Source organism: Butyrivibrio sp. MB2005 (assembly GCF_000424285.1).
Classification (GTDB): Bacteria; Bacillota; Clostridia; order Lachnospirales; family Lachnospiraceae; genus Butyrivibrio.
Genome location: NZ_AUJP01000003.1, coordinates 149,602 through 176,597, shown reverse-complemented (window position 1 = coordinate 176,597; position 26,996 = coordinate 149,602). Strand labels below are relative to the sequence as shown.

General features: G+C 42.2%; 26 protein-coding genes. 3 read left to right on the top strand and 23 right to left on the bottom strand.

Going from position 1 to position 26,996, the window contains the following annotated elements:
- Window position 1: 1 nt before the first annotated feature.
- The 11 genes from G610_RS0100835 to argC form a co-directional block, all read right to left on the bottom strand.
- Window positions 2-1,570 (bottom strand): ComEC/Rec2 family competence protein, encoded by a 1,569-nt coding sequence (locus G610_RS0100835; protein ID WP_026523258.1) that lies wholly within the window; start codon window positions 1,568-1,570, stop codon window positions 2-4.
- 5 nt (window positions 1,571-1,575) lie between these two features.
- A complete protein-coding gene (locus G610_RS0100830; protein WP_196809788.1) occupies window positions 1,576-2,421 on the bottom strand; it encodes a GerMN domain-containing protein in 846 nt (281 codons plus the stop codon).
- A gap of 94 nt (window positions 2,422-2,515) precedes the next feature.
- Window positions 2,516-3,943, bottom strand: a complete 1,428-nt coding sequence (locus G610_RS0100825) for a sensor histidine kinase (protein ID WP_242829592.1) — start codon at window positions 3,941-3,943, stop codon at window positions 2,516-2,518.
- A gap of 66 nt (window positions 3,944-4,009) precedes the next feature.
- Entirely contained in the window at window positions 4,010-4,690 is a 681-nt protein-coding gene (locus G610_RS0100820) for a response regulator transcription factor (RefSeq protein WP_026523255.1), read from the bottom strand.
- Between the two features lie 19 nt (window positions 4,691-4,709).
- Entirely contained in the window at window positions 4,710-5,420 is a 711-nt protein-coding gene (locus tag G610_RS0100815) for a helix-hairpin-helix domain-containing protein (RefSeq protein ID WP_026523254.1), read from the bottom strand.
- Window positions 5,421-5,560: 140 nt separating this feature from the next.
- Window positions 5,561-7,054, bottom strand: coding sequence for a sugar ABC transporter substrate-binding protein (locus G610_RS19155; protein ID WP_051197413.1), 1,494 nt, complete (start codon window positions 7,052-7,054; stop codon window positions 5,561-5,563).
- Window positions 7,055-7,068: 14 nt separating this feature from the next.
- Window positions 7,069-8,259, bottom strand: a complete 1,191-nt coding sequence (locus G610_RS0100805) for an aspartate aminotransferase family protein (RefSeq protein ID WP_026523253.1) — start codon at window positions 8,257-8,259, stop codon at window positions 7,069-7,071.
- Entirely contained in the window at window positions 8,256-9,134 is an 879-nt protein-coding gene (gene argB, locus G610_RS0100800) for an acetylglutamate kinase (protein WP_035791984.1), read from the bottom strand. The genes G610_RS0100805 and argB overlap by 4 nt, the downstream gene beginning before the upstream one ends.
- Before the next feature lie 100 nt (window positions 9,135-9,234).
- Complete coding sequence (gene argJ, locus G610_RS0100795) at window positions 9,235-10,458, bottom strand: bifunctional ornithine acetyltransferase/N-acetylglutamate synthase (protein ID WP_155830928.1); 1,224 nt, start codon at window positions 10,456-10,458, stop codon at window positions 9,235-9,237.
- Between the two features lie 48 nt (window positions 10,459-10,506).
- On the bottom strand, window positions 10,507-10,953 hold the full coding sequence (locus tag G610_RS0100790; RefSeq protein WP_026523250.1) for a GNAT family N-acetyltransferase: 447 nt from the start codon (window positions 10,951-10,953) through the stop codon (window positions 10,507-10,509).
- 51 nt (window positions 10,954-11,004) lie between these two features.
- Entirely contained in the window at window positions 11,005-12,060 is a 1,056-nt protein-coding gene (argC, locus tag G610_RS0100785; protein WP_026523249.1) for an N-acetyl-gamma-glutamyl-phosphate reductase, read from the bottom strand.
- 220 nt (window positions 12,061-12,280) lie between these two features.
- On the opposite strand from argC, the gene G610_RS0100780 reads away from it, so the two are divergent.
- The gene (locus tag G610_RS0100780) at window positions 12,281-13,504 is read left to right on the top strand and encodes an argininosuccinate synthase (RefSeq protein WP_026523248.1); all 1,224 of its coding nucleotides are present in this window, start codon (window positions 12,281-12,283) and stop codon (window positions 13,502-13,504) included.
- An 86-nt stretch (window positions 13,505-13,590) separates the two neighbouring features.
- On the opposite strand, the gene G610_RS0100775 is transcribed toward G610_RS0100780, so the two are convergent.
- From G610_RS0100775 to G610_RS0100765, 3 genes are all read right to left on the bottom strand, one after another.
- Window positions 13,591-14,427, bottom strand: a complete 837-nt coding sequence (locus G610_RS0100775) for a DegV family protein (protein ID WP_026523247.1) — start codon at window positions 14,425-14,427, stop codon at window positions 13,591-13,593.
- A 106-nt stretch (window positions 14,428-14,533) separates the two neighbouring features.
- Window positions 14,534-16,849 carry a sigma-70 family RNA polymerase sigma factor gene (locus tag G610_RS0100770; protein ID WP_026523246.1) on the bottom strand — a complete coding sequence of 772 codons (2,316 nt, stop codon included), beginning with the start codon at window positions 16,847-16,849 and terminating at the stop codon, window positions 14,534-14,536.
- Window positions 16,850-16,878: 29 nt separating this feature from the next.
- Complete coding sequence (locus tag G610_RS0100765; protein WP_026523245.1) at window positions 16,879-17,808, bottom strand: fibronectin type III domain-containing protein; 930 nt, start codon at window positions 17,806-17,808, stop codon at window positions 16,879-16,881.
- 159 nt (window positions 17,809-17,967) lie between these two features.
- On the opposite strand from G610_RS0100765, the gene G610_RS23870 reads away from it, so the two are divergent.
- A complete protein-coding gene (locus tag G610_RS23870; protein WP_081667104.1) occupies window positions 17,968-18,261 on the top strand; it encodes a DUF1294 domain-containing protein in 294 nt (97 codons plus the stop codon).
- Between the two features lie 64 nt (window positions 18,262-18,325).
- Here the strand turns inward: G610_RS23870 and G610_RS0100760 are convergent, their stop codons facing one another.
- Window positions 18,326-20,230 carry a GGDEF domain-containing protein gene (locus G610_RS0100760; RefSeq protein ID WP_026523244.1) on the bottom strand — a complete coding sequence of 635 codons (1,905 nt, stop codon included), beginning with the start codon at window positions 20,228-20,230 and terminating at the stop codon, window positions 18,326-18,328.
- A gap of 13 nt (window positions 20,231-20,243) precedes the next feature.
- On the bottom strand, window positions 20,244-20,996 hold the full coding sequence (locus tag G610_RS0100755; protein ID WP_026495251.1) for a response regulator: 753 nt from the start codon (window positions 20,994-20,996) through the stop codon (window positions 20,244-20,246).
- Between the two features lie 83 nt (window positions 20,997-21,079).
- On the opposite strand from G610_RS0100755, the gene G610_RS0100750 reads away from it, so the two are divergent.
- A complete protein-coding gene (locus G610_RS0100750; RefSeq protein WP_026523243.1) occupies window positions 21,080-21,574 on the top strand; it encodes a DUF5721 family protein in 495 nt (164 codons plus the stop codon).
- Here G610_RS0100750 and G610_RS19150 read toward each other — a convergent pair.
- The 7 genes from G610_RS19150 to rlmB all read right to left on the bottom strand — a co-directional run bounded on the left by G610_RS19150 (window position 21,571) and on the right by rlmB (window position 26,969).
- Window positions 21,571-21,927, bottom strand: a complete 357-nt coding sequence (locus G610_RS19150) for an Hpt domain-containing protein (protein WP_051197409.1) — start codon at window positions 21,925-21,927, stop codon at window positions 21,571-21,573. The genes G610_RS0100750 and G610_RS19150 overlap by 4 nt on opposite strands.
- Window positions 21,928-21,956: 29 nt before the next feature.
- Entirely contained in the window at window positions 21,957-23,027 is a 1,071-nt protein-coding gene (prfA, locus tag G610_RS0100740) for a peptide chain release factor 1 (protein ID WP_026523242.1), read from the bottom strand.
- A 58-nt stretch (window positions 23,028-23,085) separates the two neighbouring features.
- Window positions 23,086-23,925 (bottom strand): peptide chain release factor N(5)-glutamine methyltransferase, encoded by an 840-nt coding sequence (gene prmC, locus G610_RS0100735; protein WP_026523241.1) that lies wholly within the window; start codon window positions 23,923-23,925, stop codon window positions 23,086-23,088.
- 71 nt (window positions 23,926-23,996) lie between these two features.
- Window positions 23,997-24,959 carry a DUF1385 domain-containing protein gene (locus G610_RS0100730; RefSeq protein WP_026495256.1) on the bottom strand — a complete coding sequence of 321 codons (963 nt, stop codon included), beginning with the start codon at window positions 24,957-24,959 and terminating at the stop codon, window positions 23,997-23,999.
- A gap of 70 nt (window positions 24,960-25,029) precedes the next feature.
- Window positions 25,030-25,239: a 50S ribosomal protein L31 gene (gene rpmE / locus G610_RS0100725; protein ID WP_026495257.1), complete on the bottom strand. Its 210-nt coding sequence runs from the start codon at window positions 25,237-25,239 to the stop codon at window positions 25,030-25,032.
- A 167-nt stretch (window positions 25,240-25,406) separates the two neighbouring features.
- Entirely contained in the window at window positions 25,407-26,036 is a 630-nt protein-coding gene (sigH, locus tag G610_RS0100720) for an RNA polymerase sporulation sigma factor SigH (RefSeq protein ID WP_026523240.1), read from the bottom strand.
- A gap of 72 nt (window positions 26,037-26,108) precedes the next feature.
- Window positions 26,109-26,969, bottom strand: a complete 861-nt coding sequence (rlmB, locus tag G610_RS0100715) for a 23S rRNA (guanosine(2251)-2'-O)-methyltransferase RlmB (protein WP_081667102.1) — start codon at window positions 26,967-26,969, stop codon at window positions 26,109-26,111.
- Window positions 26,970-26,996: the final 27 nt, after the last annotated feature.

Here is a 26,996-nt window from a genome sequence, read left to right as displayed (position 1 = left end):
ATTATTGAATTGTTCCTGTGGACAGTAAGACACCCTGTCCTACATCCACGGCAGTAATCTTAAGTTCAGGAGACGGTCTGTAGCACAGCACCACCATCCCGATAAAAAGAAGGACATACCTTACCATCAACAATTTCCGATTATCGCTAACTCCATCATTCCCCTTACCTTTCGCATACTCTCTTGAATTGTTCTTCGCGTCCCCATTTTTCTTAAAATTCTCCTGCTTTTTCGCATCCCCTTTCTTCTTAACTTTCTCCGTTTTTTTCACATCCCCAAATTCCTTCTCCCACTGAAAAATCAGCACAAAGGCAACCAGCATAATCACGTACACTGCCACCTGAAAAGCACAGGAATGGCCTACATACCAGGTTCCAAAGGGTAGCATATCCCCTGTGTTACAGCAAATAAGGAACCACTTAAGAATGTAGTGATCTATCAGTCCAAAGAGTTGTCCTGCCGGCACAAAAAGCGCTCCTACAGCACTGCAAAGCAAAGCTCCAAGCATCAGAACTCCCATAAGGGGAAGTATCAACAAATTCAGGAAAACAGAGAAAATCGGGAAGGTGTAATAGAATGACGTATACACAGGAAGGGTGACTGTTGTAATTGCAAGACTTGCGGAAATCGGTTTGAGAAATCCCGTTCTGATAAATTCAGGGAAAGCCGGCAGAACATATCCTATACCGATAATCGCCCCAAAAGAAAGCAGAAACCCGCTGTTTGTTATGTATAGCGGCTGTTCCAACAGCAAAAGCATCGCAGACAACGACAATGCCGACAGCATATCGTAGGTTCTTCCAATAACATCTGCAAAAAGCCTTACTGCGAACATCAATATTGCCCTGTAAGCTGAAGTACTCATTCCGCACATAACGCCATATAGATACATTACTGTAGCTGCGATTATCGCAGATGGCAGAGTCCAAAGGCTGGTCTTACGAAGCAGCTTATAGAGACTAAGACCTATAAGAGATATGTGTAATCCCGATACAGCAATTATATGAATTATTCCATTTCGTTTATAAATATCTTTTATTTCGTCATCAAGTTCATTCTTATCACCAAGTACTATGGCTTTCATTATTCCGGCATCTTCAGGTTCCATACAGGAATCCATGACATTCTCGATACTCATCTTAAGGTCATACATTCCTTCTTTTATGAAATCCCTGTCACCGCCCACGCCAAGTACTTTGGCATTTTTAATTCTATATGCAGTTTTCAAGGTTCTGTAGTAGCTACGGCTGTCGAATTCTCCCGGATTTCTTGCACTGTCAAAACACCTGCATTCCCCGCTGACCCTGATTATCTGTCCAATGTCAGGCTCATAATCAGGGCTCAGGTATGCAAGGGCATGGTAGTCCCTATCAAGGAGCTTCATTTTCACAATAAGCTCCTTTTCTCCACTGTAACTATTTGTTTTTAATTCTTTTCCGATCACTTCTCCGGTTTGTGTAATATGCGCCCGATCGGGCAGATCAGAATAATAATCCTGCGGAAAAATCATTATGAGAATAAGAACAGCCGCCGCTACCAGCATGGTAAATACGCAAAGCGGTCTCTTCATAAATATTACTCAACTATATCTAGATTTCTTTCAAATACGGTTCCCAGGGAAACCGTCTCCATGAAAATAACATCAGAACTTCCACCAACGGAAATCTGAACTTTATTGGTATCTGTAATGGCACAAAGTGTATTAACGATTGAATATATTGCAACATCGGCAGATACAGCATTGGGCTGTATCAGGAAATTATTATCAAAATCCACATAGCATACGCCATCTCTGACGGATACGGAATTGATCTTGGTCTGAGGATTTAAAGTAGGAAAAGCCACATCTGTATTGGGGCCCTTAAGAAGCTGTTCCATAGCAAGCCTCTGCATCGGGATATTACTGTTATATACAACGCTTCTGTAAACAGGTACAAGACTCTTACCATCTTCTTTGGCAAAATAAAGCACCAGCTCAACCTTCTCATAGGTATTGATCTCATTACCTGCGTTATAGACAAAACTGTCCGCTGACATATTTCCGATAATATTGCCGTTAACGTCTGTAAGCGGATTACCTGCGATCATAAACGCAACATTCTCTACGTCAGGAATCTGTGTCAGTGTACGCACCATAGCTGCCCTGTCCAGAATCTCGATAGTAACATCCGTCTCAACATAACTGCTGTCAAAATTAAGGGTCAGAAGACCTGTGTTATACGAATAGGAAAGAAGCTTAATGGGACCGTAAATAGGTGCCTCATATTCCAGCTTCTCGGGCATAGTCTGCATCTTATCAAGCAGCTCTTCAATGACTGCTTCAGTGTCTTCCATATCAGCCTTAACTTCGTAGTCTTCAAAAAGAATTCCGGTCTCATCGTTGTTTATATAATAGACCTGTACCACTTTATCCTGATCCATGTCAGCACTTTTAGAGCATCCTAAAAGGGTGCTCACGATAAGTAAAAGACAAGGTATTAAATTTAAAATCCTTTTCGTCTCTGATCTCATCTTCTCATTCCTGTGACTGCATGTATTTAAGCGGTATTGTTACTGTGAATATTGTTCCCTCATCCTCAATACTCTGCACATCAATAGTTCCTCTGTGCATAAGTATTGCGCTGTGAGTGATTGAAAGTCCAAGTCCTGTTCCACCGATCTCTCTGGATCTTGATTTATCGACTCTGTAGAATCTTTGGTATATCTTATCAAGACTGTCTTCCGGTATTCCTATTCCGGAATCACTGATTTCGCAGGTAAAAGATTTATGATCCGCATCAAGCTTAACCTTGACCCAGCCATCGTCCTTATTGTATTTAACCGCATTCTCAACCAGATTCATAAGAGCCAGTGAAAGCTTAACCTCGTCAATCTCAGCACTTATTTCTCTTGTGGTCTCGAGGGTAAGCTCAATATTTCTCTTTCTGGCAATAGGCCTCATTCTCTTCATGATGACTTCCATCATCTGAACCACATCAACTGTTGTGATATTAAGAGATGTAGCCTTTTTATCCATCTTAACAAGCTCAAGCAGATCGTTTATGATCTGATTCTCTCTGTCCACCTCTGCTGCTATATCTTCCATGAAATCCCTGTAGACTTCGTTAGGAACCTCATCCTGCATGATAAGCGAATCTGCAAGCACCTTCATTGAGGTTATCGGTGTCTTAAGCTCATGCGATACGTTTGAAACGAATTCCTGTCTGGATGCATCAAGGTCATTCATCCTCTGCAGCATCTGATTAAAAGCTGTGATTATATGCTCTGTCTCATAATACTGTGAGCCTTCTATGGGGTCATTTGTAAAGCCGGCCTTAACGTCATTGATTGCGGAAGTGATTCTGTCGAATGGGCGAAGGAGCTTTCCGGATCCCCACCATGCTGATACAAGAATGAGAATAACCGCAATAAGCTCTATTGAAACAGCTCTTCTTGTGAGGATATTCATGGTATTTCTGATATACTCGGTCGATACGCTTATAAGCAAAACACCTCTTACAACATCCTGAGATTTCTCACCTGCAGCCACGTCACCGCTTTCAAAGGTAAGTGTCTCTGTAATGGGAGCCGTCATTTCTATGTAACCATTGTTCCTGTCGTAAACAGTACTGGCCCCTGCACTTCCGTTCTTCAAACACTTAACAACCTCTTCCGAGATAATTATCTTACCGTCACTGATTCCGTAAGTATCCTTACGAATCTGAAGATTATTATCAATGACCATAACACGACCATCGTAGAGATTGGCAATAAGATCAAGCTCTGCGTTGATAACGTCCGAAGTCGTATCGGAAAAATAATTGTAATTGATAAGGTGATTTGCCAGAATCATAAGCTGCGTAGAAACCTCAGACTCTCTGACGCTCACAGCTCTGTTCTCATAGCTTTCGATTATTGCAAAATGAATCACGAGGCATGAAACCAGCCCCGTGAAAAAGACCATTAAAAATATTCTGAACCTAAGACTTTTAAAAGGATTAAATATCATACGTCGTCACAGCTATCCTGATTATGCCTGGAAGAAGTAACCTGATCCCCACTTGGTACGAACGTATCTGGGTTCACTGGGGCTCTTCTCAAGCTTCTCTCTCAGTCTTCTTACATGAACATCAACTGTTCTCTCGTCACCGGGGAAATCCTCACCCCAGATGGCATGTAAAAGCTCACTTCTGTTATAAACCTTGCCCGGAGTTGATACAAGGAATTCGAGAACATCGAACTCTCTGCTGGTAAGATTAATCTCCTTGTCACCAACATAGACTCTTCTGTACTCTTCATTTATTACAAGCTCTCCAAATGTAAGAACACTGGCCTGAGTATCTGCCTTAGTCGTTCTTCTCATTATGGCTTTGATTCTCGCCTTAACTTCAAGGATATTGAAAGGCTTTGTGATGTAATCGTCTGCGCCGTACTCAAGACCAAGGATCTTATCCATATCATCGCCCTTGGCTGTGATCATAACGATCGGAACTGAAGAAAATTCGCGAATCTGCTGACAAACTTCAAAACCGTCCATCTTGGGAAGCATTACATCAAGAAGTACCATGTCGTAAGCATTATTCTTGGCAAGCTCAAGTGCTTCCTCACCATCAAAAGCACTGTCAACCTTCATACCGTCCTGCTCAAGACTGTACTTTATTCCCTTTACAATTGTTTTCTCATCATCAACGACAAGAACCTTTTTAGCCATCTTTTCTTCACTCCATACGCTAAACTGTTATATAATCTTTTATCTTTGCAAAGAACTTATCTTTGATACCTGATACATTCTTGATATCTTCGATAGTTCCAAATTTCCCTTTTTCCTCGCGGTAAGCCAGGATATTCTTAGCTCTCCCGGGGCCTATTCCCGGTATGGTGCAAAGCTCTGTTTCTGATGCGGTATTTATATTCACCTTGCCATCAGAGGACTTTTCACCCTGATCTGATGCTTCGCCCCCGCCACTTATTCCTGCCGTCTGCGGGCCTGCACCATTATCTGATGCTGCATCCTGATTAAGAGCACTGCTCTCTTCAATAGTCGGAATTCTTAGCTTAACTCCGTCCTCAAGGACCTGGGCCTGATTAACAAAAGAACTGTCGGCGTCACCTGAAAACCCGCCTGCTGCCTTAACGGCATCAACAACTCTGCTGCCTGCTGGAAGTTCGTAGACTCCTTCGCATAAAACAGCACCGCAAACATGCACCATAACGCATTTTGCTTCTTCGGGCTCATCTTCATCCGCACTTTCTAAAGCAGATGAATCGTCTGCCTTGTCAGTCTCCTGTTTCTCTCCCTCACTTACTGCTTTTTCATTTGAATCCTCGCTGACCTGAGTCGGCTCAGCTAATATGATTTCCGTGTTTTTCTTACTGCATCCGCTGACTAAAAGAAGAGCGGATAAAATTATCAGTGTACTGATTTTCTTATATCTTTGCATGTTTCCTCCATAATTACGGAGGTCCCCACCACGCTAATTATCATAATAGCTGAAACAAAATCCACTTGCAAGATATATGTAATATTTTTGTAACAATTACAAATAAATGCCCTTTTTACGGGAAGTTTTTGTTAATTATGTCATTCCTCTTCCTGGCCGTCAGTTATGATAACTGTCGCATCCGGAAGCACTTCCTCATGAACCTCTTCTCCGGTTATCTGAAGCTTAATATTTTCGGAAAGTTCACGAAGTGTCTGGTTAACATCCGAGCCATCCCAGATATTGGCAAAAGCAATCTCAAGAAGAACCCAGAAATTGCTGGTCTCCATGAGTTTAGGCATAGGTACTGAATTGCCGTAAACAGATACATAGGATGCCAGTGATCCATTGGAATAATTAACCAGAGAATTAGCTGCAAGCTTGCCGCTCATGGTGTACATGGTCTCTGTATCCTCGCTGCAAAGGAACTTTGCCAAAGCATTGGCCTCTGACATATGCTCTGTAAATCCGTTTATTACAAGACAGTCTGTTACTGACATGGTTCTTGTTGCATACTGCTCGTTCAGCGCAGGCATAGGAGTTACGCCATATTCAAATGAGCATTTACCCTCAGCCTTAGCAGCCTCGATCTTGGCAACTGCGTCTGATGTAGCCACAGTAAATACGGTCTTGCCGTCTATGAAATCCTGCAAAACCTTATCGTATGAAACAGCACCCTCATCAATAGCAAAGAACTGATTAAGCTGTTGGTAGAAGCTCATGCAATTGATGGTATTTTCATTGTAAACATCAATCTGACTGGCATCATCACCTGCTGTGCCGCCAAGATTCAGATAATTACCCACGAAAAAGAAGTTGTAGAAAATATCCGTAACGTCCCACTGAAAGACGGATTCTACAGTGTCCGGGGCATTATATTCATTAGCAAAAACAAGAATATCCTCGATTGTCTTGGGAAGAATATTCTCAAGCTCAGCCTGTACCTGAGCATCATCAAGCTCTATTACCTCATTCTCTGCAGCTTCGGTATCGCCCTCTTCGATGTCACCCTCTGCGGCATCAATCTCAGCCTGGGCAGCCTCGCCCTCAGCAGCATCGATGGCAGCCTGGAGCCTGCTTTTTACTTCATTCTCAAGATAAGTCTTATTATAAAGAAGTGAGCTTGTCTCAAAATAATAGGGATAAGCGATATATTTATCCTTGTAGCTGACAGCATTAAGGGCAGCGGGACTGTATCCGTTAGCCTCATCTGTCAAGAATTCTGAACTCTCAACTTCTGATGCAAGTCCTGCAAGGTATGCTTTCTCAAGAGAATCATGGGTCATTATGAAAACATCGGGGTAATTCTCTTCCTCAATGGATGCCTTGCCAATCTCCTCAAGATATTCAAGTCCTGAAACACACTCCAGCTCAACTCTGGACTTCCTGCTGGAATTATTGAACTCAACGACCTTGTTTGTAAGGTAATCTGTCAGGGCTTCATCCGTGTACCAGAGCCTTAATGTGATCTTGTCGTTGGCACCAAAAATAGGTCTGTCCTCAGTGAGTTTCTGACCTGACTTCGCATAATAAAAAGCTGCAAGCAGCAGCGCTAAAATTAGAACTGCTCCAAGCAGCCTATATCTTATCTTCATATCTACCTCTGTTTTTATAGACAGGGCTCAAGAATCTCCATCATGTCATCAACATCCTTAGTAGTAATGACAAGCGGTGGTATGAATCTAATGATATTGGTTCCTGCATTTATCAAAATAAGCCCGTTATCAAGAGCTTTGTTAATGATCTCGCCTACAGGATGATCAAATTCAAGTCCCTGCAATAGTCCGCTTCCGCGTCTGTCTATGATATCTGAGTGACGTCCCTTTAATTCATCAAGACGCTTTTCGAGGTATACCGAAACCTCTCTCACGTTATCTATTATATTGTTCACCTCGAATAAATCAAGGACTTTGTCTATTGCAGCGCATGCCAGCGGATTACCGCCATAAGTGGTTCCGTGATCGCCGGCAACAAGTGAATTCTGACCAACCTTCTCAGTCATAAGAAAGGCTCCAACAGGTACGCCGCAGCCAAGGGCTTTCGCTGTAGTCATAATGTCAGGCTTTACACCAAACTTCTGCCATGCGTACATGTATCCTGTTCTGCCCATACCGCACTGTATCTCATCAAGAATAAGAAGTATATCCTTTTCATCACAGATAGCCCTTACTTCCTTAAGGAACTGCTCTGTTCCGGGATGAATTCCACCCTCGCCCTGAACTGTTTCCATAATAATAGCACAGGTCTTGTCCGTAATATTGGACATGACACTTTCTATACTGTTGTAGTCCGCAAATTTAATGTTACCGATCATAGGCTCAAATGCCTCGCGGTAATGCGGATTACCTGTTACAGAAAGTGCACCGAAGGTACGTCCGTGGAAGGAATGATTCATAGCGATTATCTCATGATCAGTATTTCCATCTCTTAAGAAGGCATATTTTCTTGCAGCCTTAAGAGCTCCTTCAACTGCTTCAGCTCCGCTGTTTGTGAAAAATACGCGGTCCATCCCGGATACCTTCTTGAGCTTTCTTGCAGCCTCAATTGCCGGCATATTGTAGTAATAGTTTGAAGTATGAATAACCTTATCTATCTGATTTTTAAGAGCATCATTGTATTCCTTATTGCCGTAGCCAAGAGCGAATACGCCTATTCCCGATACGAAATCCAGATAGCTTTTGCCATCCATATCATAGAGATGCACGCCCTCTCCCTTATCGAGGATTATCTGATAACGGTTATATGTATGCAGAAGGTCCTGCTCTGCATTTTCAATGTACTGCTTCATTTTTTCGCTCATGCTATGGTCTCCTCCCCGTCGGGCATAAACATTGTTCCGACACCCTTGTTGGTAAATATCTCAAGCAGTAAGCAGTGAGGAATCCTACCATCAAGAATATGCACTGTATGAACACCCTGTTTTACCGCATCAGTGCAGTTTGCAAGCTTCGGAAGCATTCCTCCTCCGATGTTGCCGCTGGCTATAAGCGCATCTGCCTCAGATGTAGTAAGCCTTGATATGAAGGTTGAAGGATCATTGATATCCCTGTAAACACCCTCTATATCTGTAAGGAATGCAAGCTTGTCTGCGTGTACAGCCTTTGCGATTGCGCAGGCTGCATCATCAGCGTTTATATTGAAGGTCTCAAAGTTTTCATTCATTCCTACAGGTGCCACGATAGGCAGGTAGTCATTATCAAGAAGATCGAAGAGAACCTTGGGATCAACCTCTGTGATCTCTCCAACATATCCGATATCCTTGCCATCGATGAGCTTTTTCTTTGCCTTTAAAAGTCCGGTATCTTTACCGCTTATTCCGATAGCCTTTACGCCTATCTCCTGGACCATTCTTACAAGGCATTTATTAACTCTGTTAAGGACCATCTCTGCTATTTCCATGGTCTCATCATCGGTGACGCGAAGGCCGTTAATGAACTGAGCTTCCTTACCCACTTTGCCGACCCACTTGCTGATAGCCTTGCCGCCGCCGTGAACGATGATGGGCTTAAAGCCTACCAGTTTAAGAAGTGTTACGTCCTTGATGACGTTCTTCTGGAACTCTTCGTTTTCCATGGCACTTCCGCCATACTTTACAACGATGATCTTCCTGTTGAATTTCTGAATATAAGGAAGAGCCTCGATCAGCACTTCCGCTTTTTTCATTACTTCCTGCATATCCTTGTCCACTTTTTTGTCCTCCTCATCTTGCTATTCTCTGCAAGCTTTACTGAACCAAATACCTCGCCGACGCTCTACTTAAAATATGACCGTAACATCAGCTTCTATAGTCTGCATTTATCTTTACATAATCGTAGGTAAGATCGCAGCCCCAGGCTGTAGCCTCTTCGCTTCCCATTTTCATATCAACCTGAGCGATGACCTCTTTTTCCGAAAGGATTCCTGTTGCGTATTCTTCTTCAAAATCAATGGGCTTTCCATCCTTGAAAAGAAGGACGCTTCCCTTGCTGCTCTCAATACTGAGTTCAATTTTTTCGGGATCAAATGCGACACCTGAATAACCAAGTGCGCACAGGATTCTTCCAAAGTTTGCATCATGACCGTAGATCATGGCTTTTGTAAGAGATGAGCAGATTACCGACTTCGCCAGAGTTCTTGCGTTATCCTTAGTGTCTGCATTTTTTACATGTGCTGTGAAAAGTGCGGTGGCGCCTTCGCCGTCACCTGCAAGCATTCTTGCCATCTCATAGCAGATCTTATAAAGCGCTTCTTCAAAGCTGTCGTAGGCTTCACCCTTTTCTGTGATCTCTTCGTTACCTGCTTCGCCGTTAGCAAGTACCATAAGCGAATCATTGGTGGACATATCGCCGTCCACAGAGATCATATTGAAGGTATCAACTACTACCTTTTTCAGAGCCTGCTTCAAAAGCTCATGGGATATAGCCACATCTGTTGTTACAAAAGAAAGCATTGTACACATGTTGGGATGGATCATTCCTGAACCCTTGGCAAGAGCACCGATGGTACAGGTCTTACCGCCAACCTCAAACTCTACAGCCATCTGCTTGTTATGTGTATCTGTGGTCATTATGGCCTTTGCGGCACCGGTTCCTGCTTCTAATGAATCAGAAAGCTTTGGCACCATCTGCTCGATACCCTTTTCAAGCTTACTAATATCCATCTGCATTCCGATGACACCGGTTGATGCCACAAGTACTGAATCCTTGGGGATATCAAGAAGATTAGCTGCGCAGATCGCTGTGTCCTCGCAGATCTTTTTTCCTTCTTCTCCTGTGCAGGCATTTGCTATTCCGGAATTAGCCACGATGGCGTGAACCGGATGAATGTCGTCGCATATCTTTTTATCCCACACAACAGGAGCTGCCTTAACAACATTGCTTGTGAAAACGCCTGCCGCCGTACAGGGTGATTCACTGTAAATAAGCAGCATATCCTCACGTCCGCTGTATTTGATATTTGCCTCGGTGCTGGCTGCCTTAAATCCCTTAGCTGCTGTAACTCCGCCTTCTATAATCTTCATAATCGCCTCCATATTGTATGAAGTAACTATCTGACAAAAGCCAGGTGATTACTTATGTATAAACTCAGTAATATTGTTTTCATTAAGCGCAAAATCGTAGTAGTTCATATCATCTCTAAGTGTCCATCCCATGCGCTGCCAGAATGCATTCCCCACCTTGTTGGTAACAAAGGCATTCAGGGCCACTTTGCAGATTTCCTCTTCCTTAAGCTTTTCGATGCAAAACTCCACCATTTTCTTGCCGATGTGATGTCGTCTGTAATCCTCTCTCACACACACGTGATAGAAGCAGGCTCTTCTGCCGTCATGTCCGCATAGGATAGCTCCTACAATCTGCCCTTCTTCCACATCCACCACACATGTATCGGGATTCCTTTTAAGGAACTTGCTTATTCCTTTGAAGGAATCATCTATAGTGCGGATTCCAAATCCTTCTATTGAATTCCAAAGCTCGAAAACCTGCTCATAGTCTTCGATTTTCATTGTGCGAACCATTTCATAACTCTCCTCAAAAACTAAATACCTCTTGTGAAAAAGCCCCTTCAATTACGGGAAAGCAGGAACCATATCAAGACCCATCTTTTCATCGAGGCCAAACAAAATGTTCATGTTCTGAACTGCCTGACCTGCCGCGCCTTTCACCAGGTTATCGATAGCACCCATCATTATGATTCTGCCTGTGCGCTCATCGATCTTAAAGCCTATATCAACGTAGTTACTGGTCTCTACCCATCTGGTCTCGGGATAAACTCCTTTGGGAAGTACTCTTATGAAAAACTCATCCTTATAGTATTTCTCGTATGCACTTCTTATCTCTTCTTCTGTGGGAAGGCTTCCGTCCGCCTTCTTTATAAGAGATGCATATTCTGTTGCAAGGATTCCTCTGTTCATGGGTGCAAGGTGAGGTGTGAAGTTGATCACTATCTCTTCACCTGCCGCATAACCGAGCTGTTCCTCAATCTCAGGTGTATGTCTGTGGTTTGCTACGCCGTATGGCTTTGCACTTTCATTTACTTCGCAGTAAAGGTTAGCTGTCTTGGCACCTCTTCCTGCTCCTGATACTCCGCTTAATGCATCAACTATCAGTGTGTTAGGGTCAATTAGCTTTTCCTTAACAAGAGGATAAGCTGTAAGAATGGAACAGGTGGTGTAGCATCCGGGATTTGCAACTATTCTTGCATCCTTAATAGTCTCTCTGTTTATCTCACACAATCCGTAAACAGCTTCCTTTATATAAGTAACACCTTTGTGCTCGATGCCGTACCACTTTTCATAAACGGATACGTCCTTAAGTCTGAAATCAGCAGACAGGTCGATGATCTTAACCTTCTTAAGGATCTCTTCATTAACAAGTCCTGCACAAAGTCCCTGGGGTGTTGCTGTGAAAATCACATCTACCTTATCAGCAAGCTCCTCCATGTTGTCATCGAGACATGCATCATCTACTATTTCAAAAAAGTTTCCATATATAGAACTGAATCTTTCATCTATATAACTTCTTGATCCATACCATACAACCTCCGCCATAGGGTGGTTGTACAGAATTCTTGCAATCTCTGCTCCTGCGTAGCCTGTAGCTCCGATTATTCCTACTTTAATCATGATAGTTTCCTCTGCTTCCTTTATAACAGTATGCAAAAAATATTATAAACTTTATGCAGTAGTATAATCAATATTTCGTATTTATGCAAGTAATTTTTATATTTATGCAACCAAAATGCATTTTTGTTTATTTTTATGCATAAAATTATTGCATTATCGATTTTTATGTTGTATATTGTTCTTGTTCATTGATTTTGGATTTGAGAGGAGAAAAGGAAAAATGGCAAAAGAAAAAGTAATACTTGCATATTCCGGCGGACTTGATACAACAGCTATCATTCCGTGGCTGAAAGAGAATTTTGATTACGAAGTTGTTTGTGTTTGCATCGACTGCGGTCAGGAAGAAGAGCTTGACGGTCTTAATGATAGAGCTATTAGCTGCGGTGCCAGCAAGCTGTACATTCTTGATGTTATCGATGAGTTCTGCGATGAGTACGTTGTTCCCTGTGTTCAGGCTCATGCCGTTTATGAGAACAAGTATCTGCTTGGTACATCCATGGCCCGTCCTCTCATTGCTAAAAAGCTCGTTGAGATTGCCCGCAAGGAAGGCGCAGTAGCTATCTGCCACGGTGCAACAGGTAAGGGTAACGACCAGATCCGTTTCGAGCTTGGAATCAAGGCACTTGCACCTGACATCAAGATCATAGCAGCATGGAGAAATGACAAGTGGACAATGGATTCCCGTGAATCAGAGATTGAATACTGTAAACAGCATGGAATCAATCTTCCATTCTCAGCTGACAGCAGCTACAGCCGTGACCGTAACCTCTGGCACATCTCTCATGAGGGTCTTGAGCTTGAGGATCCCGGACAGGCTCCCAACTACAAGCACCTTCTGGTTCTTGGCGTAACACCTGAGGACGCACCTGATACACCTACTCACGTAACCATGACATTCGAAGGCGGCGTTCCTAAGTCAGTTAATGGAAAAGAGATGAAGGTTTCTGATATTATCCGCACACTTAATAAGCTTGGCGGCGAGAACGGAATCGGAATCGTAGATATCGTAGAGAACCGCGTAGTTGGTATGAAGTCCCGTGGTGTTTATGAGACTCCCGGCGGAACTATCCTCTATGAGGCACACCAGCAGCTTGAAGAGCTCATTCTTGATCGTGACACATACACCATGAAGAAGGATATGGGCAACAAGTTTGCTGACCTTGTATATGAAGGAAAATGGTTCACACCTCTTCGCGAAGCAGAGCAGGCATTCATCGAGTCCACTCAGAAGTATGTGACAGGTGAAGTAAAGTTCGCTCTTTACAAGGGTAACATCATCAAGGAAGGCACAACATCACCCTACTCACTCTACAATGAGTCCATCGCATCCTTTAAGACCGGTGACCTTTATGACCACCACGACGCAGAGGGCTTCATCAATCTCTTTGGTCTCTCATGCAAGGTTCGCGCTATGAAGATGCAGGAAGTAGAAGGCAAGAAGTAATTTACAAGACAGTTTTCCATAAAAACATTCAAAACATCAAAAACCCGCGGCCAAAAGCCGCGGGTAAATTTTTGTCTTTAGTATAATTAACAGGTTACAACGATACCACCATCTCCTGCGTAGGTTGTTGCAACACCTGCACCATCCACAATGATCGCTCTCTTGAAATTAACCTTTGAAAGGATGAGATCCTTTACCACCTCTGCCCTCTCATAGCAGTTAATGTGAGTTATCATAAGAGTTTTTTTCTCAGGATCAACGATTCTCCGAGCAGCAAGCTCAGCCATCTTAATAAGAGCCTTACGCATGCCTATCCCCTGTCCCCACTGAGCGATTGTTCCCTCAATGGCGTAGCATACAGGCTTTATGTTGAGAGTAGTTGCGACGATAGCCTTCATTCCGGTAAGGCGGCCGTTTTTGCGAAGGGTATCCAGGGAATCAAGGACAAAATAGGTATCCATATGATCTCTGTACTCTTCAACCTTCTCAACGACTTCTTCGAAAGGAAGTCCTGCATCAGCGCATTCCATGATCTTAAGCATTACATTGGTCTGACCACAGCAGGCTGAAAGAGAATCGAATACATGAATATTCTTCTCGCCCACATCCTCAAGATATATACTTCTGCCAAGAATAGCACTGTTGTAACTACCGCTAAGCTTGGATGAAAGTGTAACAACATAAACATCATCAGCATCGCACTCATAAGCTCTTTTATATCTGTCGGGCGAGGGACATGCTGACTTAGCACATGTATCGCTTTCTGCAACTCTTTTTATATAATCAAGCTGATCAAAATTCTCATCATCAAGAACTGTATAATCACCAATTTGAAGAATCAGAGGTATTACCTCGATTCTGGGATCCTTTTTTAATTCTTCAGTCAAATCTGTGCAACTGTCTACTACTAACTTATAACTCATGCCTAATCCATTCCTCTTGTAATAAAAAGTGCTTCTAAATGCAGCGTTCATACATAGTTTTGCGTACTACATATTCTAGCATGAAAAACAGCGTGCGTAAACAAAATTAAGCATTATCCGGCGCGTAGAACTTTGCCTTATCACCACTGACTATCCTGAACATTTCTCCAAGGCAGGTTACTCCATCTGCCTGGCCCAAATTCTGTATTTCATTAAAGTCTTCATCAATAAGTTTTGCTTCGCCGTCAGTTATGATCAGGGCCTGTCCATTGGAAAACTCGGTTGCATCGTCATATTCATTTACCATTTTTCCATCATGGTCTATATATCCCCATTTATCGCCATCACCGATCAGCCAATATTTTTCTGCAGATAATTGGATGCAATCGTATGTGCATACTGCAGAAGAAGGGTCATAGCATCCAGGATTTGTAAAATCAACCAGGTAATCTTTTCCGCCCAGCATCACTACCGCTTTCTGGCCATAATTGATCAGATTATTTCCATCATAGTAATATTCACGAAACCAAGTTCCCTCTGCGCCGCGTCCACCATATCCTTCAACCTCAAAATCAGTAATCTTGCTAAGACCGGTATCATAAACACACATGTCATCTGTTGATGGCGGATACATTACTACAAAATATCCATCGACTATAGATGTCAGTGGACAACCTGAAAATCTTGGCGAAGATCCGCTATGTGCAATTGCTTTCCATTCTCCCTGCGAATCACCGGTATCATATTCTCCACTATCAACAATACTTGGTCCCTCGTAGATATTTCCAATCCAGCTGACATTTCCTTCTGAATCAAGGTATCCTACCCTATCATACATATAATCATCATTGGCCTCGTTTTGAAATACAGTTATCTTCCCATCCGGGGCTGCACCATAAATAAAGCTGCAGGTCTCATTAGTTCTGATTGTAGACAAAACCTCATTACCACTGTAATCAAAATACTTCACATTGGTAGTATAATAATAATCGTCATCACTTACGTTTATTGGTTCTACAATCCCGTACAATGATCCTGAAGCAACTGCACTTTCACATTCTCCGGAATACAATGAATTGCCCTGAGAATCAAATATGTCAAATACAGGCGTACCATTATAGTTAGTTACATAACCGTTCTCGTCATAAATTAAATTATTAAATATGACTGTGCCGACAAGATTTGGCGCTGCATACAGGCTCCCAAACTGACAGGGAACAAGCTGATCACCCTCGTAATTTATTGCTCCCCACATTCCGTCCTTCCTGACAGGGATCACTCCACCATTTGCAATGCCGTATGACTCGTACCCGGAAAGATCCACGATTTCCTTAAGTGTATAAGAATTTTCAGCATTTCCCTGCCCTGTTTCTTCACTACTGTCTTCTGATAATTCTTTATTTGCAGTAGCTTCACCAGCTATATCAGCCCCAGCTTCATTTGTTTGTAATTCTGCTCCATCATTTGATTCTTCCTTATCACTATCCATAGCCAAATCGGAGCCATTGTCTATGTTTTCCTCTAGAACAGTCTCCTGCCCGCTTGAAACATCCTTTGCAGAACTGTTTCCAAATATAATCGACGCTCCTATAACTCCGGAGACTCCCACTGCTGCTGTGCCAATTATAAGCGGCAGCTTACCTATCGCTTTTTTTCCTGCTACTGCTCCACCTTGTTTAATGGCATCTGTTACGCCATCTGCGCTGTTATCAAAGCTCTTACCACCTGCATTTCTGCATAAATTCTTAAGCGCTTCTGACATCGGAGCAACCTGGCAGGCCTTTGCATCTCTTGTAAAAAGCAGCAGCATGAACGGAGCAAGAGCGTATAGTCTTGTTCCCTTCTTATCCATATCCATTACCGCTTTCTTAATATTCGCTTTAGCTCTGCTAAGATGCGATTTTACCGTATTAAGAGGCATACCGAATTCAGCTGCAATATCCTCCTGCTTCATCTCATTAAAATAAAACGAAACCACGCAAAGTCTCTGGGCATCATTCAGATCGTCTATTATTTCCCTGATAAGACGCACACTTTCCTCGTCATCCAAAAGATTCTCAGGAATAAAAGCATCATCATCCTTAATGTTCTCAAAAAAGTCCGTGATATTGCCTTCATCATCTGTGGTTTCATCTACCAGAACATCTCTCTTCTTTTTTAGAGCCGCAAAGCATTTTCTGTTAACTATTGTAGCTGCCCAACTAAGAAAGCTCTCCGGCTCCTTAATTGAGGGAAGTCCCTTATAAATCTCTATAAAAGCATCCTGGACAACATCCTGGGCATCATCTTCGTCCTTAAGAATATGAATGGCACAGGTAAACAAATATCCATATGTCTTCTCATAGATTTTTTCAAAAAGCACACTGTCTCTCTTTTCGATAAAATCAGATATAATTTCCGTTAATTCAGTCGGTGTTTTCAATTGTCTCTCCTGCGAATTTACAAAAACTATTATTTTACTTTGACCGTTTTTACATTGGACCATTTGCCATGTACGGTCTTCCCGTTTATTTTAGCTGTCTGTCTTACACGGAACTGATACTTTATGTTTTTAGCAAGCTTCTTTACCTTTAATGAGGATGCTTTTTTCGCAGTAACTTTATCCCATTTTCCGGCACCCTTTACTCGATATTGGATTTCGAATTTTGCCCCGCTCACATAGCTGTTCTTTCTAAGCTTTAATTTTACTGATTTTTTTGAAGTCTTTGCTGACTGTATATAAGGCTTTGATGCAAGTACTTTCTTTGTGAGCGCATCATCCAGGGACTCAGCGTGGATTGTGCAGGTAAAATGAGTCTTGGGTATATATTCTTCAAGATCTGCAGCTGTTTGCGCATAAAAAGTATCCTGTTTTACTGCAATATAATATGTTCCTGGATTAACATCCACATATTCCTTAAATGTATAAAGGCCATTAGCTGCATTATATTCATATGAGGTATAGCTGCCTTTGCTTTCTGTCGTAAAATCATGAAAAGTAGAAAACATATACTGACCATGATCATCTATGCATGAATTGCCATTTGCATCATATACACCAAAGTTCATCGCAAAAGCCGCTTCACCAGTCCCAATAAAATGCGCCTTATCCTGAGACTGCTTGGTTATGGTCAGTGTACTTCTATATGGAAAACTTACCTTAAATATCTGAAACCAGTATTCTTCTGTCTCATTGCCATATTTGCTTGTCCTTGGTCCTGTTCCGTAAGTCCAGTTATGAGCATCAGCTAATAAGGACGAAAGATCTGCATCCAGAGATACCTGCTGAATATGGTTCATCCAGCCGTCAAATGCCTTTGCTTCCATAGGAAGTGCCACAGATATAGCCGAAATCATAATAGCTATAGCAAGTAAAAGTGCGATTTTTTTGTTTGTTTTCATAAGTTTATCTCCTTTTCTTCACATTGAAGTTTTTATTTACATTTATATAGTGCGAGGCAGTTTGCAAAAGGTTGCAGAAAAATAAAAAAAATTTTAAATTATTTTTTTATTCGCCCAGCGCAGTTGTAATAAGCCATTTTATCAGCTACAATTAGACCCATGAACTCATTAGAACTTATCATATCTTATCTGTTATTTTTAAATATCGTTGCATTTCTAACCATGGGAAATGATAAAAGAAAATCCAAGAAGCACGGCTTCAGAACTCCGGAGTCTGTCTTCTTTATTTTGTCTGTCATTGGCGGGAGTATCGGAAGCATAGCCGGTATGTTCATATTCCGTCACAAGACAAAGCACTGGTACTTTTTGGTTTTCCTGCCTCTTATTCTACTTATTCAAATCGGGCTATGTGCATTTATCTACATGTCCGGAATGGAAATAGTATTTAGATAGAACCGATTAAATTAAGCCTCCCGCCAAGAAACATAATTGACAGGAGGTATTATTTTTACCTGTTTTATTCTTTCTTATTTTCTTTTTTCTTTCTCTTTACGCTGTACATCTTTTCATCAGCGAGATGTACGATTGCATCATAGTCGAGTTTCCCGGTCAGGTTGACTTCACAATAGCCGCAGCTAACTGACAACTTATAGGAATTCTCTGAAGTCATATTGACGTTATCTATAATCTTTTCTGCCTTTTCAACTATCAACTTAGCATCACACTTACCGGGAATGATTATCAGCATCTCATCTCCGCCAAACCTCATACAGAGTGCATCATCAGGGCTTGCCTCTTTAAGAGCCGATGCAACAGCGGCAATAGCTTTATCTCCGGTCTCATGTCCGTAGCTGTCGTTTATTATCTTAAGGTCATCAATATCTGCCATGATTACTGTCATGCAACCTTTTTCGCGAAATACATCACCCTTCTCACCTTCAAATGCGCGCATGAACCCGGTTCGATTATACAGTCCGGTGAGTAAATCATATTTAAACATCTCATCGACCTTCTCTGACAGATAGCGCTGATAATGCATATTTATGAAATTGCAGACACCGGTTGTGATGGAATTGGTTATAAGCGCTGTTTTGGAGTAGTCGATTATATTAAAACTGTCAAAACAATAGCATACATAACCCAGGGGCTTATCCAATGTATCAAGAGCATTAAAAATAAGCGGCTGCCCTGTAGCTACCAGCTTCTCTAGTCCCGGCAAAAGCTCACCCTCTTCCAAATCTCTGGTATATGCCTCCTTGCTGGTATGATCACAGATCACTACCCTCTTATCATAATCAGGCACTAGCCCCTCTTCATCGAAGATATTATGACTTCTGTCCAGACAGTACTTATACAAAACCACGCTGAAATCATGCATATCAAAGGTATCATTTAAAACATATTTATGAAGCATGCCCGACAGCTCATTTACATGCTTGCAAAGCTGCATCCTGGCTGTGATACCATATAAAACCCTGACATCATCGAAGTATCTGTAGAATCTGTCATTTAATGATGCAACATTTGACAGGTCCTGATTTTTTACATGAATACAACCGCAGGATTCCTTCAGTTCAAGCTCAGGGATAACGGCGATATTCCAGGTTCTGTATTCAGGCTCTTTATCTATATGCTCAATAACGTAATTTGCTACAGTTTTTGCAAAAACAGCGTTACTGCAATTAACGGTGGAAATTCTGGGCACAGAATAATTGGTCTCTTCAACTCCATCAAAACCTGTAACAATGACCTGCTCCGGCACTGATATTCCGGCGTCCATCAGAACATCACAGACATTTATGGCCATAATATCATTGGCACAGATGATGGCATCAGGCAGCTCGTCGCTGCATTTTATGAGCTTTCTTGTGGCAACTCTTGTGGGTACTGCCCAGAAATCGCCATAACTCACCATTGAATCACTGTACCTTATACCATATTCCTCGATAACCTTTCGAAAAACAGCAATTCTGTCATCAGAAAACTTATTGTTCCTATGCCCCGCCATCATATGCGGTCTTCGAACCCCATGGGTCTCCATTACATGTCTTACTATTTTCTCAAAGCCTGCAGGGTAATCAAAGCCTACACTTATGGTATCTTCATACTGACCATCCAAAACAAGAACAGGAATGTTGCGTTCTTTTGCCTTGGCGATTATGCTCTCGCCGATTCTGCGACACTTTACACGCTCATCCATGTATAGCAGACAATCGATCAGATCATATGGAATAATCTTAAATACAGATGCCTCGGAATGGTATACATCTTCTTCCCAATACAGATCCGTATTAAGCGTAAAAATCAAAAGTCCAATGTTATGTGACTGGAGCCGTCTGCTCAGCAGCTTCACAAAACTGTGGACCGTTGAATCACTTATTCTGGTTGTACATAATGCGACTACTTTTTTACCAGCTATCATATCTATCTTCCAATCAGCGCTTCTCGTCTTCTTCAATGCGCTTTTTTACAGTTTTAATATTCACCTTGTAAAGAGGTGACACATTTACCTTGGCGCCGTTATCCATAACAACGCCGGTAAAGCTTTCTTTGACCACGTGCTTGACGTTGATCATTGAAGTCTGAGAAACAGGACAAATATATCTGAAAATCTCACACTGCTCATAGAGGTTATAAATATCCGATATCAGCGAGATGCTGCGTCCTTCTGTAAGAAAAACATCCACCTTAAAGGGGCCGTTGGCCTTGGCGTAGATGATGTCCATCTCCTCTGCATATATGGTATCAGTCTCGCCGCGAAGCTCAAGCTTGGGAACAGGATTGCCGATTCTGACTTCGCACTCGGAAAGCACCGCTTCCAGGTCACTTGGTCTGATATCCTTTTTCAGGTAGAGCATCTTATCATACATGCCCTCTTCCTTTGCCATGACCTCGTAGTCATATTTTGACGAACACATAACGATATTTTTTATTCCGCCTGCTTCAAAAAGAATCCTTGCGACATCCAGGCCGTTCCTGAAATGTGTATCCTCTGTCTCCAGCGTAGTCTTATCGATAAAAATAATGTCATACATCTGAGGAAATCTAAGAAGCGCCTCAATATTTCCATAAGAGTCAATATAAAAATGCTCCTTGCCTTCCTTCTGATATCTGTCAGACTGTCTGCCAAGTAGCCGTTCCAAATGTTTTCTGTCTGCTATGTTGTCGTCAAAAACCGCTATATGCATTCGTTTTTCCTCACTTTATTACTGACACTATTTTACCACAATGATAAAATATAGAGTATATTCTATCGAGACAAGGATTAACAATGATTGCAATCAAAATAAAAAGCACTAAAAATTTCATGGCAAAGTTGTTGGCATCAGAGGTATTTGATGCATTTCTGTTAGACAGCGCAGAGATAGCTGTAGCAAACACATACACAATTGACGGGCACATCAACAAAGAGTTTTACGGCGAAGATGAGGAAGGTGCTCCCACCGGAACCCTTACTCCATGGTCTGAAGTAAGGCAGAGATGCTTTGATCTCATAAAGGGAAAACGCACTCCCTTGTCCTTTAAATTCCTGCTGTGTCTTAATAGCGACAAAAAAGACGAGCTCCTGTCTTCTGAAGAATACTCAGAAGTACGATCACTCGTCTCATCTCTTGTTATGATCATTAAATTCAAGGATGGTGCTATAACCATCACTACGGGAGCTGCCCTGTCAGGCTTCTCCATGGATAAATCCTACGAAAAGCTCTGGGACAGTTATATCACAGCCTTCCTTGATTCTTCAAATATAGAATTTGAAGAGCTTTAAGCATACTTTTTTAAAATTCCTATGAGTTCATCATAGGATTTTTTAATTCTTTCAAAAAGTTCCTCTGAGCCATCAAGGGACTCAGTTCTGAGAATCTCAGTAAGAGTAAGTACGTCCGGCAGGAAGCCCTGAAGCCCAAGATTACCGCCAACGCCCTTCAGGGAATGGCAGCCTTCGAACGCTTCCTTAACGTCCTTCTCCTCTAAGCCCTTTTGAAGCTGGGCAAAACTGGCATCATTAAGAAATTTCAGCATAAACTTCTCAATCAGTTCATCCTTCCCCATGAAACGTTCACTGACTTCTTTCCAGTCAACGCCCCATTCAATGAGTTCCTGCTTCATCTGCTCATTCATACAGTCGGCTCCTATATGTTCAAAACGTTTTACTGTGCAAGACCTGCAAGCTTCTCAGCCTGACTGGCTGTAGTAAGAGCATCTATAAGCTCGTCCAAGTCTCCTTCCATTATAGCATCTATCTTGTACAAGGTTAAACCTATTCTGTGGTCTGTAACCCTGCCCTGATGGAAGTTATAGGTTCTGATTTTCTCTGAACGGTCACCGGTTCCAACCTGACTCTTTCTAAGAGCGGCCTCTGAATCATGCTGCTTCTGTCTCTCAAGGTCAAAGAGCTTTGCTCTGAGAACCTTAAGAGCCTTTGCCTTATTTTTAATCTGACTCTTCTCATCCTGACAGGAAATAACGATTCCTGTAGGAAGATGCGTAAGTCTTACAGCTGAATCCGTAGTATTTACGCACTGTCCGCCATTTCCGGAAGCTCTGAAAACATCGAATTTGCAGTCATTCATATCGATGTCAACTTCTACATCCTCAACTTCGGGCATAATAGCAACAGTGATAGTGGATGTATGAATTCTTCCGCCTGACTCTGTGGCAGGTATTCTCTGAACTCTGTGAACTCCACTCTCGAATTTCAGTCTTGAGTATGCACCCGTACCTGACAGCATGAAGTTAACAGACTTCATTCCGCCGATTCCGGTATCCTCCACACTCATAGTCTCTATTCTCCATCCCATGCGATCTGCATAGCGGGTATAGACTCTGTACATATCTGCCGCAAAAAGAGCAGCTTCATCTCCGCCTGCACCTGCGCGGATCTCGACGATAACGTTTTTATCATCATTAGGGTCCTTGGGGAGCATTAAAATCTTAAGCTTCTCCTCGATTCCGGGAAGTTCATCCTTAGCTGCGGAAAGCTCTTCCCTTAGCATCTCCTTCATATCATCATCTGATTCCGCTGAAAGAAGCTCCTCACTGTCAGCTATTGTCTGCTTACAGCTCTTATATCTCTGGAACTCTTCAAGTATTGGTAAAATATCGCTCTGTTCCTTCATGAGCGCTTTAAATCTGTTCTGGTCTGCAGCAACACCGGGTTCACCCAGTTCCATGGTGATATCCTCATATCTGCGAACCATTGCTTCTAATCTATCAAACATAATTGCCTCCTAAAAATCGGTACTAAATAACACAGTTACAAAAATGAATTAAGCACCGCTAATAGAAGCAACCACTGACTACTCTGTCGTTGCCGCCAAGATCCTTTATAACCTGAACATCCTTGTATCCGTTTTCTTCCATAAGGCTCTTTACCGCTTCGCCCTGATCATATCCGATCTCAAGAAACAGATATCCGCTCTTATACAGATATTCCTTAGCCCCCGGCACAATCCTTCTGTAAAAAACAAGACCGTCTTCACTTCCATCAAGAGCCATGTAAGGCTCAAAGGTCTTAACCTCAGGCTCTAAGGTCTCAATCACTGCCGTAGGAATATATGGCGGATTTGATACGATGATATCGTATTTAACGTCAGTAGCTTCCGGGAAAATATCCGCCTTTACCGCACTGAATCTATCCTCAAAACCAAGCTTTTTCGCATTATGGGCAGCAACCTCCAGGGCCTTGTCGGACATATCCGTGCCTGTAGCCTTGGTATCATTGCTGTATCTAAGAAGGCTCAGCGCAATGCAGCCAGACCCTGTGCAAAGATCAAGTATATTCATCCCATCGTGAAGATATCTGAGGGCCTCCTCTGCAAGAGTCTCCGTATCCTGATTGGGAATAAGAACATCTCCTGTCACATCAAATTCAATGCCCATAAACTCAGCATTCCCAAGAATGTAGGCAACAGGTATCCTCTCTTCACGCTTAGCTATAAGCTCAAGATAAGCGCTCTCATTCTCGGCGCTGACCTCCATATCTCCGTGGGATAAAAGGGTATTGTGGTCTGTCCCGCAAACGCTCTCAAGAAGAAGTCTCGCATCCAGGGAGGCATCCGCAATACCGGCATTATTCAGTTTTTCCTCTCCTTTTTTATAAAGTGATGCGTAATCCATCTTCTGTAAATCCTCTAAATTTTCTAGTTAAACTTTTAATTCGTAGTATAGTTTTTGTTCGCGATAAAAAGTCATTCTGCGATTTTCTCTTCATCCTCGAACTTGTATCCAAAGGAATCCTCAAGGAATTCCTTCCAGTCAAATACAGCCTCAACTGACTTCATTCCAACCTCGATCATCTCATCATCGGGCTCTTTTGTAGTGAGCATCTGCATAAGCATTCCTGGCGCAGATAAAATACGAATAATGATATTGTTGCTCCTGCCTGCGATTCTGATGAGCTCATAAGCGATACCTGCGATAACGGGTATAAGCGCTATTCTGATGACAATCCTTAAAGGCACGGAAGGTGTTCTTATAAAGAAGAACAATATAATACTTATCACCATTACAAACAGAATAAAGCTGCTGCCGCATCTCTTGTGAAGCCTGGAGCTCTCTCTTACATTCTCAAGTGTAAGGGGCTTACCTGCTTCAAGGCAGTTGATGCACTTGTGCTCAGCTCCGTGATAACGGAATAATCTTCTGATATCCTTCATAAGCGAAATCAAAAGAATATAGATCACAAAAATCGCTATTCTGAGAACTCCTTCAAGAAGCGCTGTCACTGAACTGTTCCTGATATATGACTCCATAAGTGAACTCAGATAATATGGAAGTATCATGAATAGTGCAATTGCAAAAACAAAAGCTATCACTGTGGTGAAGCCCATTATAGCCTTCTCTTTACCCTCTTCTGCTATAGGATCCTTGCTTGAAGCAATATCCTCTTCTCCAAATAAAGAAGCAGAGTAATTGAGAGCCTTCATTCCCAGTACCAGCGAATCCCAGAATACGAATACACCTCTAAGAAATGGGATATGTGTAAGTCCCATAGCTTCGCCTGCTCCCTTATAATGATCTGTCTCAACTGCGATCTCACCATTCTCCTTGCGAACAGCAACAGCATATACGTCCTTGTTGCGCATCATAACGCCTTCAAGAACTGCCTGTCCGCCTATTCCGGAATAATGATTTATCTTCTGCTTCGCCATAATAGCTCCTTTTTCTTAGAAAAAAGAGACCAAAGCATCTGCTTTGGCCTCTTCGTAATCACAAGTAAAATTAGTTGTTAGAAGTCATGCCATACTTGCGGTTGAACTTATCAATACGTCCGCGAGCAGCTGTTGCCTTCTGTGTACCTGTATAGAAAGGATGGCACTTAGAACAAATTTCTACGTGAATCTCCTTCTTAGTAGATCCTACTGTGAATGTGTTACCGCAGTTGCAAGTAACAGTTGCCTGATAGTACTCGGGCTGAATTTCCTGTCTCATATTCTCACCTCTTTTATATCAATGATTCTTAATATTTTTTTAAATATTATACTATAGTTACAATTGCTGTCATATCACAACAGCTTGTTAATTGTAGCATAATATGATTGCCTTCGCAAGAAGAAATTTATAAACCGCTGTTTCTCTGACAGAAATCAGGCTCATTATCATTTATCCGAATTTTTATTTATATATTTACGTATCTTATTTTTTAATCTGAAAAGAGCATTATCTGTGGACTTTTCATCTTTTCCCAAAACCCTGGCAATCTCTACGTAGCTCATGCCCGTCATATGTAGTTCTAACACTGACTGCTCGAATTCGCTAAGTCCATTCTCAATGAACTCTTCGATGTCTCTGGTGTTTTCCTTATCTATCATCATGGACTCGGGATCTGTGTCCTTCATATCCTCAAGAATCTGGTCCAGAGAAAACTCCTTGTCCTCATCGTAATCTCCCTTCTTGGAATAAAGGGAAATATAACTGTTAAGAGGCGCATGCTTTTTCCTGTTGGATGCCTGGATAGCAGTGTACATCTGCCTTGATACGCAAAGGTCGGCAAAGGTACGAAAGCTTGCATCTCTTCCGGCATCATAGTCCCTGACCGCCTTGAAAAGGCCAATCATACCCTCCTGGATAAGATCGTCCTTGTCGGCCCCCAGAATATACATAGAAGCAGCCTTGGATCTGACCATATCCTTGTACTTATTCATTATGTAATCTGTAACATCGGACTCTCCGTCCCTGAGCCTTGTTATAAGCTCTTCGTCGGATTCATCCATTGATATTTTTGTCATCTGCACTCCTCTTAAAGTGAAGCTTAGTTACAGTAACATGTCATAGATAGTGTTAGCAGTTTTGTCTGATGATTACTTACTAAATCCTCGCTGTCTCACAATCTCATAAGCAAGAACGCCTGCTGCCACTGATGCATTAAGGGAATTTATCTGTCCCTTCATGGGAATTGATGCAACCATATCGCATTTTTCTCTGACAAGCTTGCTGACACCTGAACCCTCATTTCCTATTACAAGGCCGATGGAGCCCTTAAGATCAAGGTCATACATAAGGCTTCCGTCCATATCAGCACATACAAACCACATGCCTCGGTCCTTAAGCTCATCAATTGTTCTGGCGATATTTGTAACCTTTACAACAGGTGTGTAATTAAGAGCACCGGCACTGGTCTTGGCAACTGTGGCGGTAAGTCCCACTGCTCTGTTCTTGGGAATGATAACCCCATGAGCTCCTGCAATATTGGCAGTTCTTACGATAGCGCCAAGATTATGGGGATCCTCAATGTTATCAAGAATCAGCACAAAGGGAGGCTCTCCTCTCTCCTCCGCAAGGTTAAAGATATCCTCCATATCGGAATAGTCATAAGCTGCCGCATAGGCAATAACACCCTGATGAGCACCTGTCTCAGATATCTGATCAAGTCTGTCTCTTGAAACAAACTTAAGCATTATCCCTGCTTTTTTGGCTTCCTTTCTGATGGTAGCCACAGGTCCGTCCTGGCATCCATCAAGTACAAGAATCTTATCAATGGATTTACCGCTGCGGATTGCTTCTATAACTGCATTTCTGCCTTCAATGGTAAGGCTGCCTACAGCTTCATCTGCAAAAAAGTCATCTCTGTTTGAACTCTCTCTTTTGCTGCCGCCCTTTTTGAAATTATCCTTATTGTGGTTATCCTTCTTAAAACCGTTCTTACGTTTTTCTTCTCTCATTTAAATCTCCTGAAAAATACATGCAGT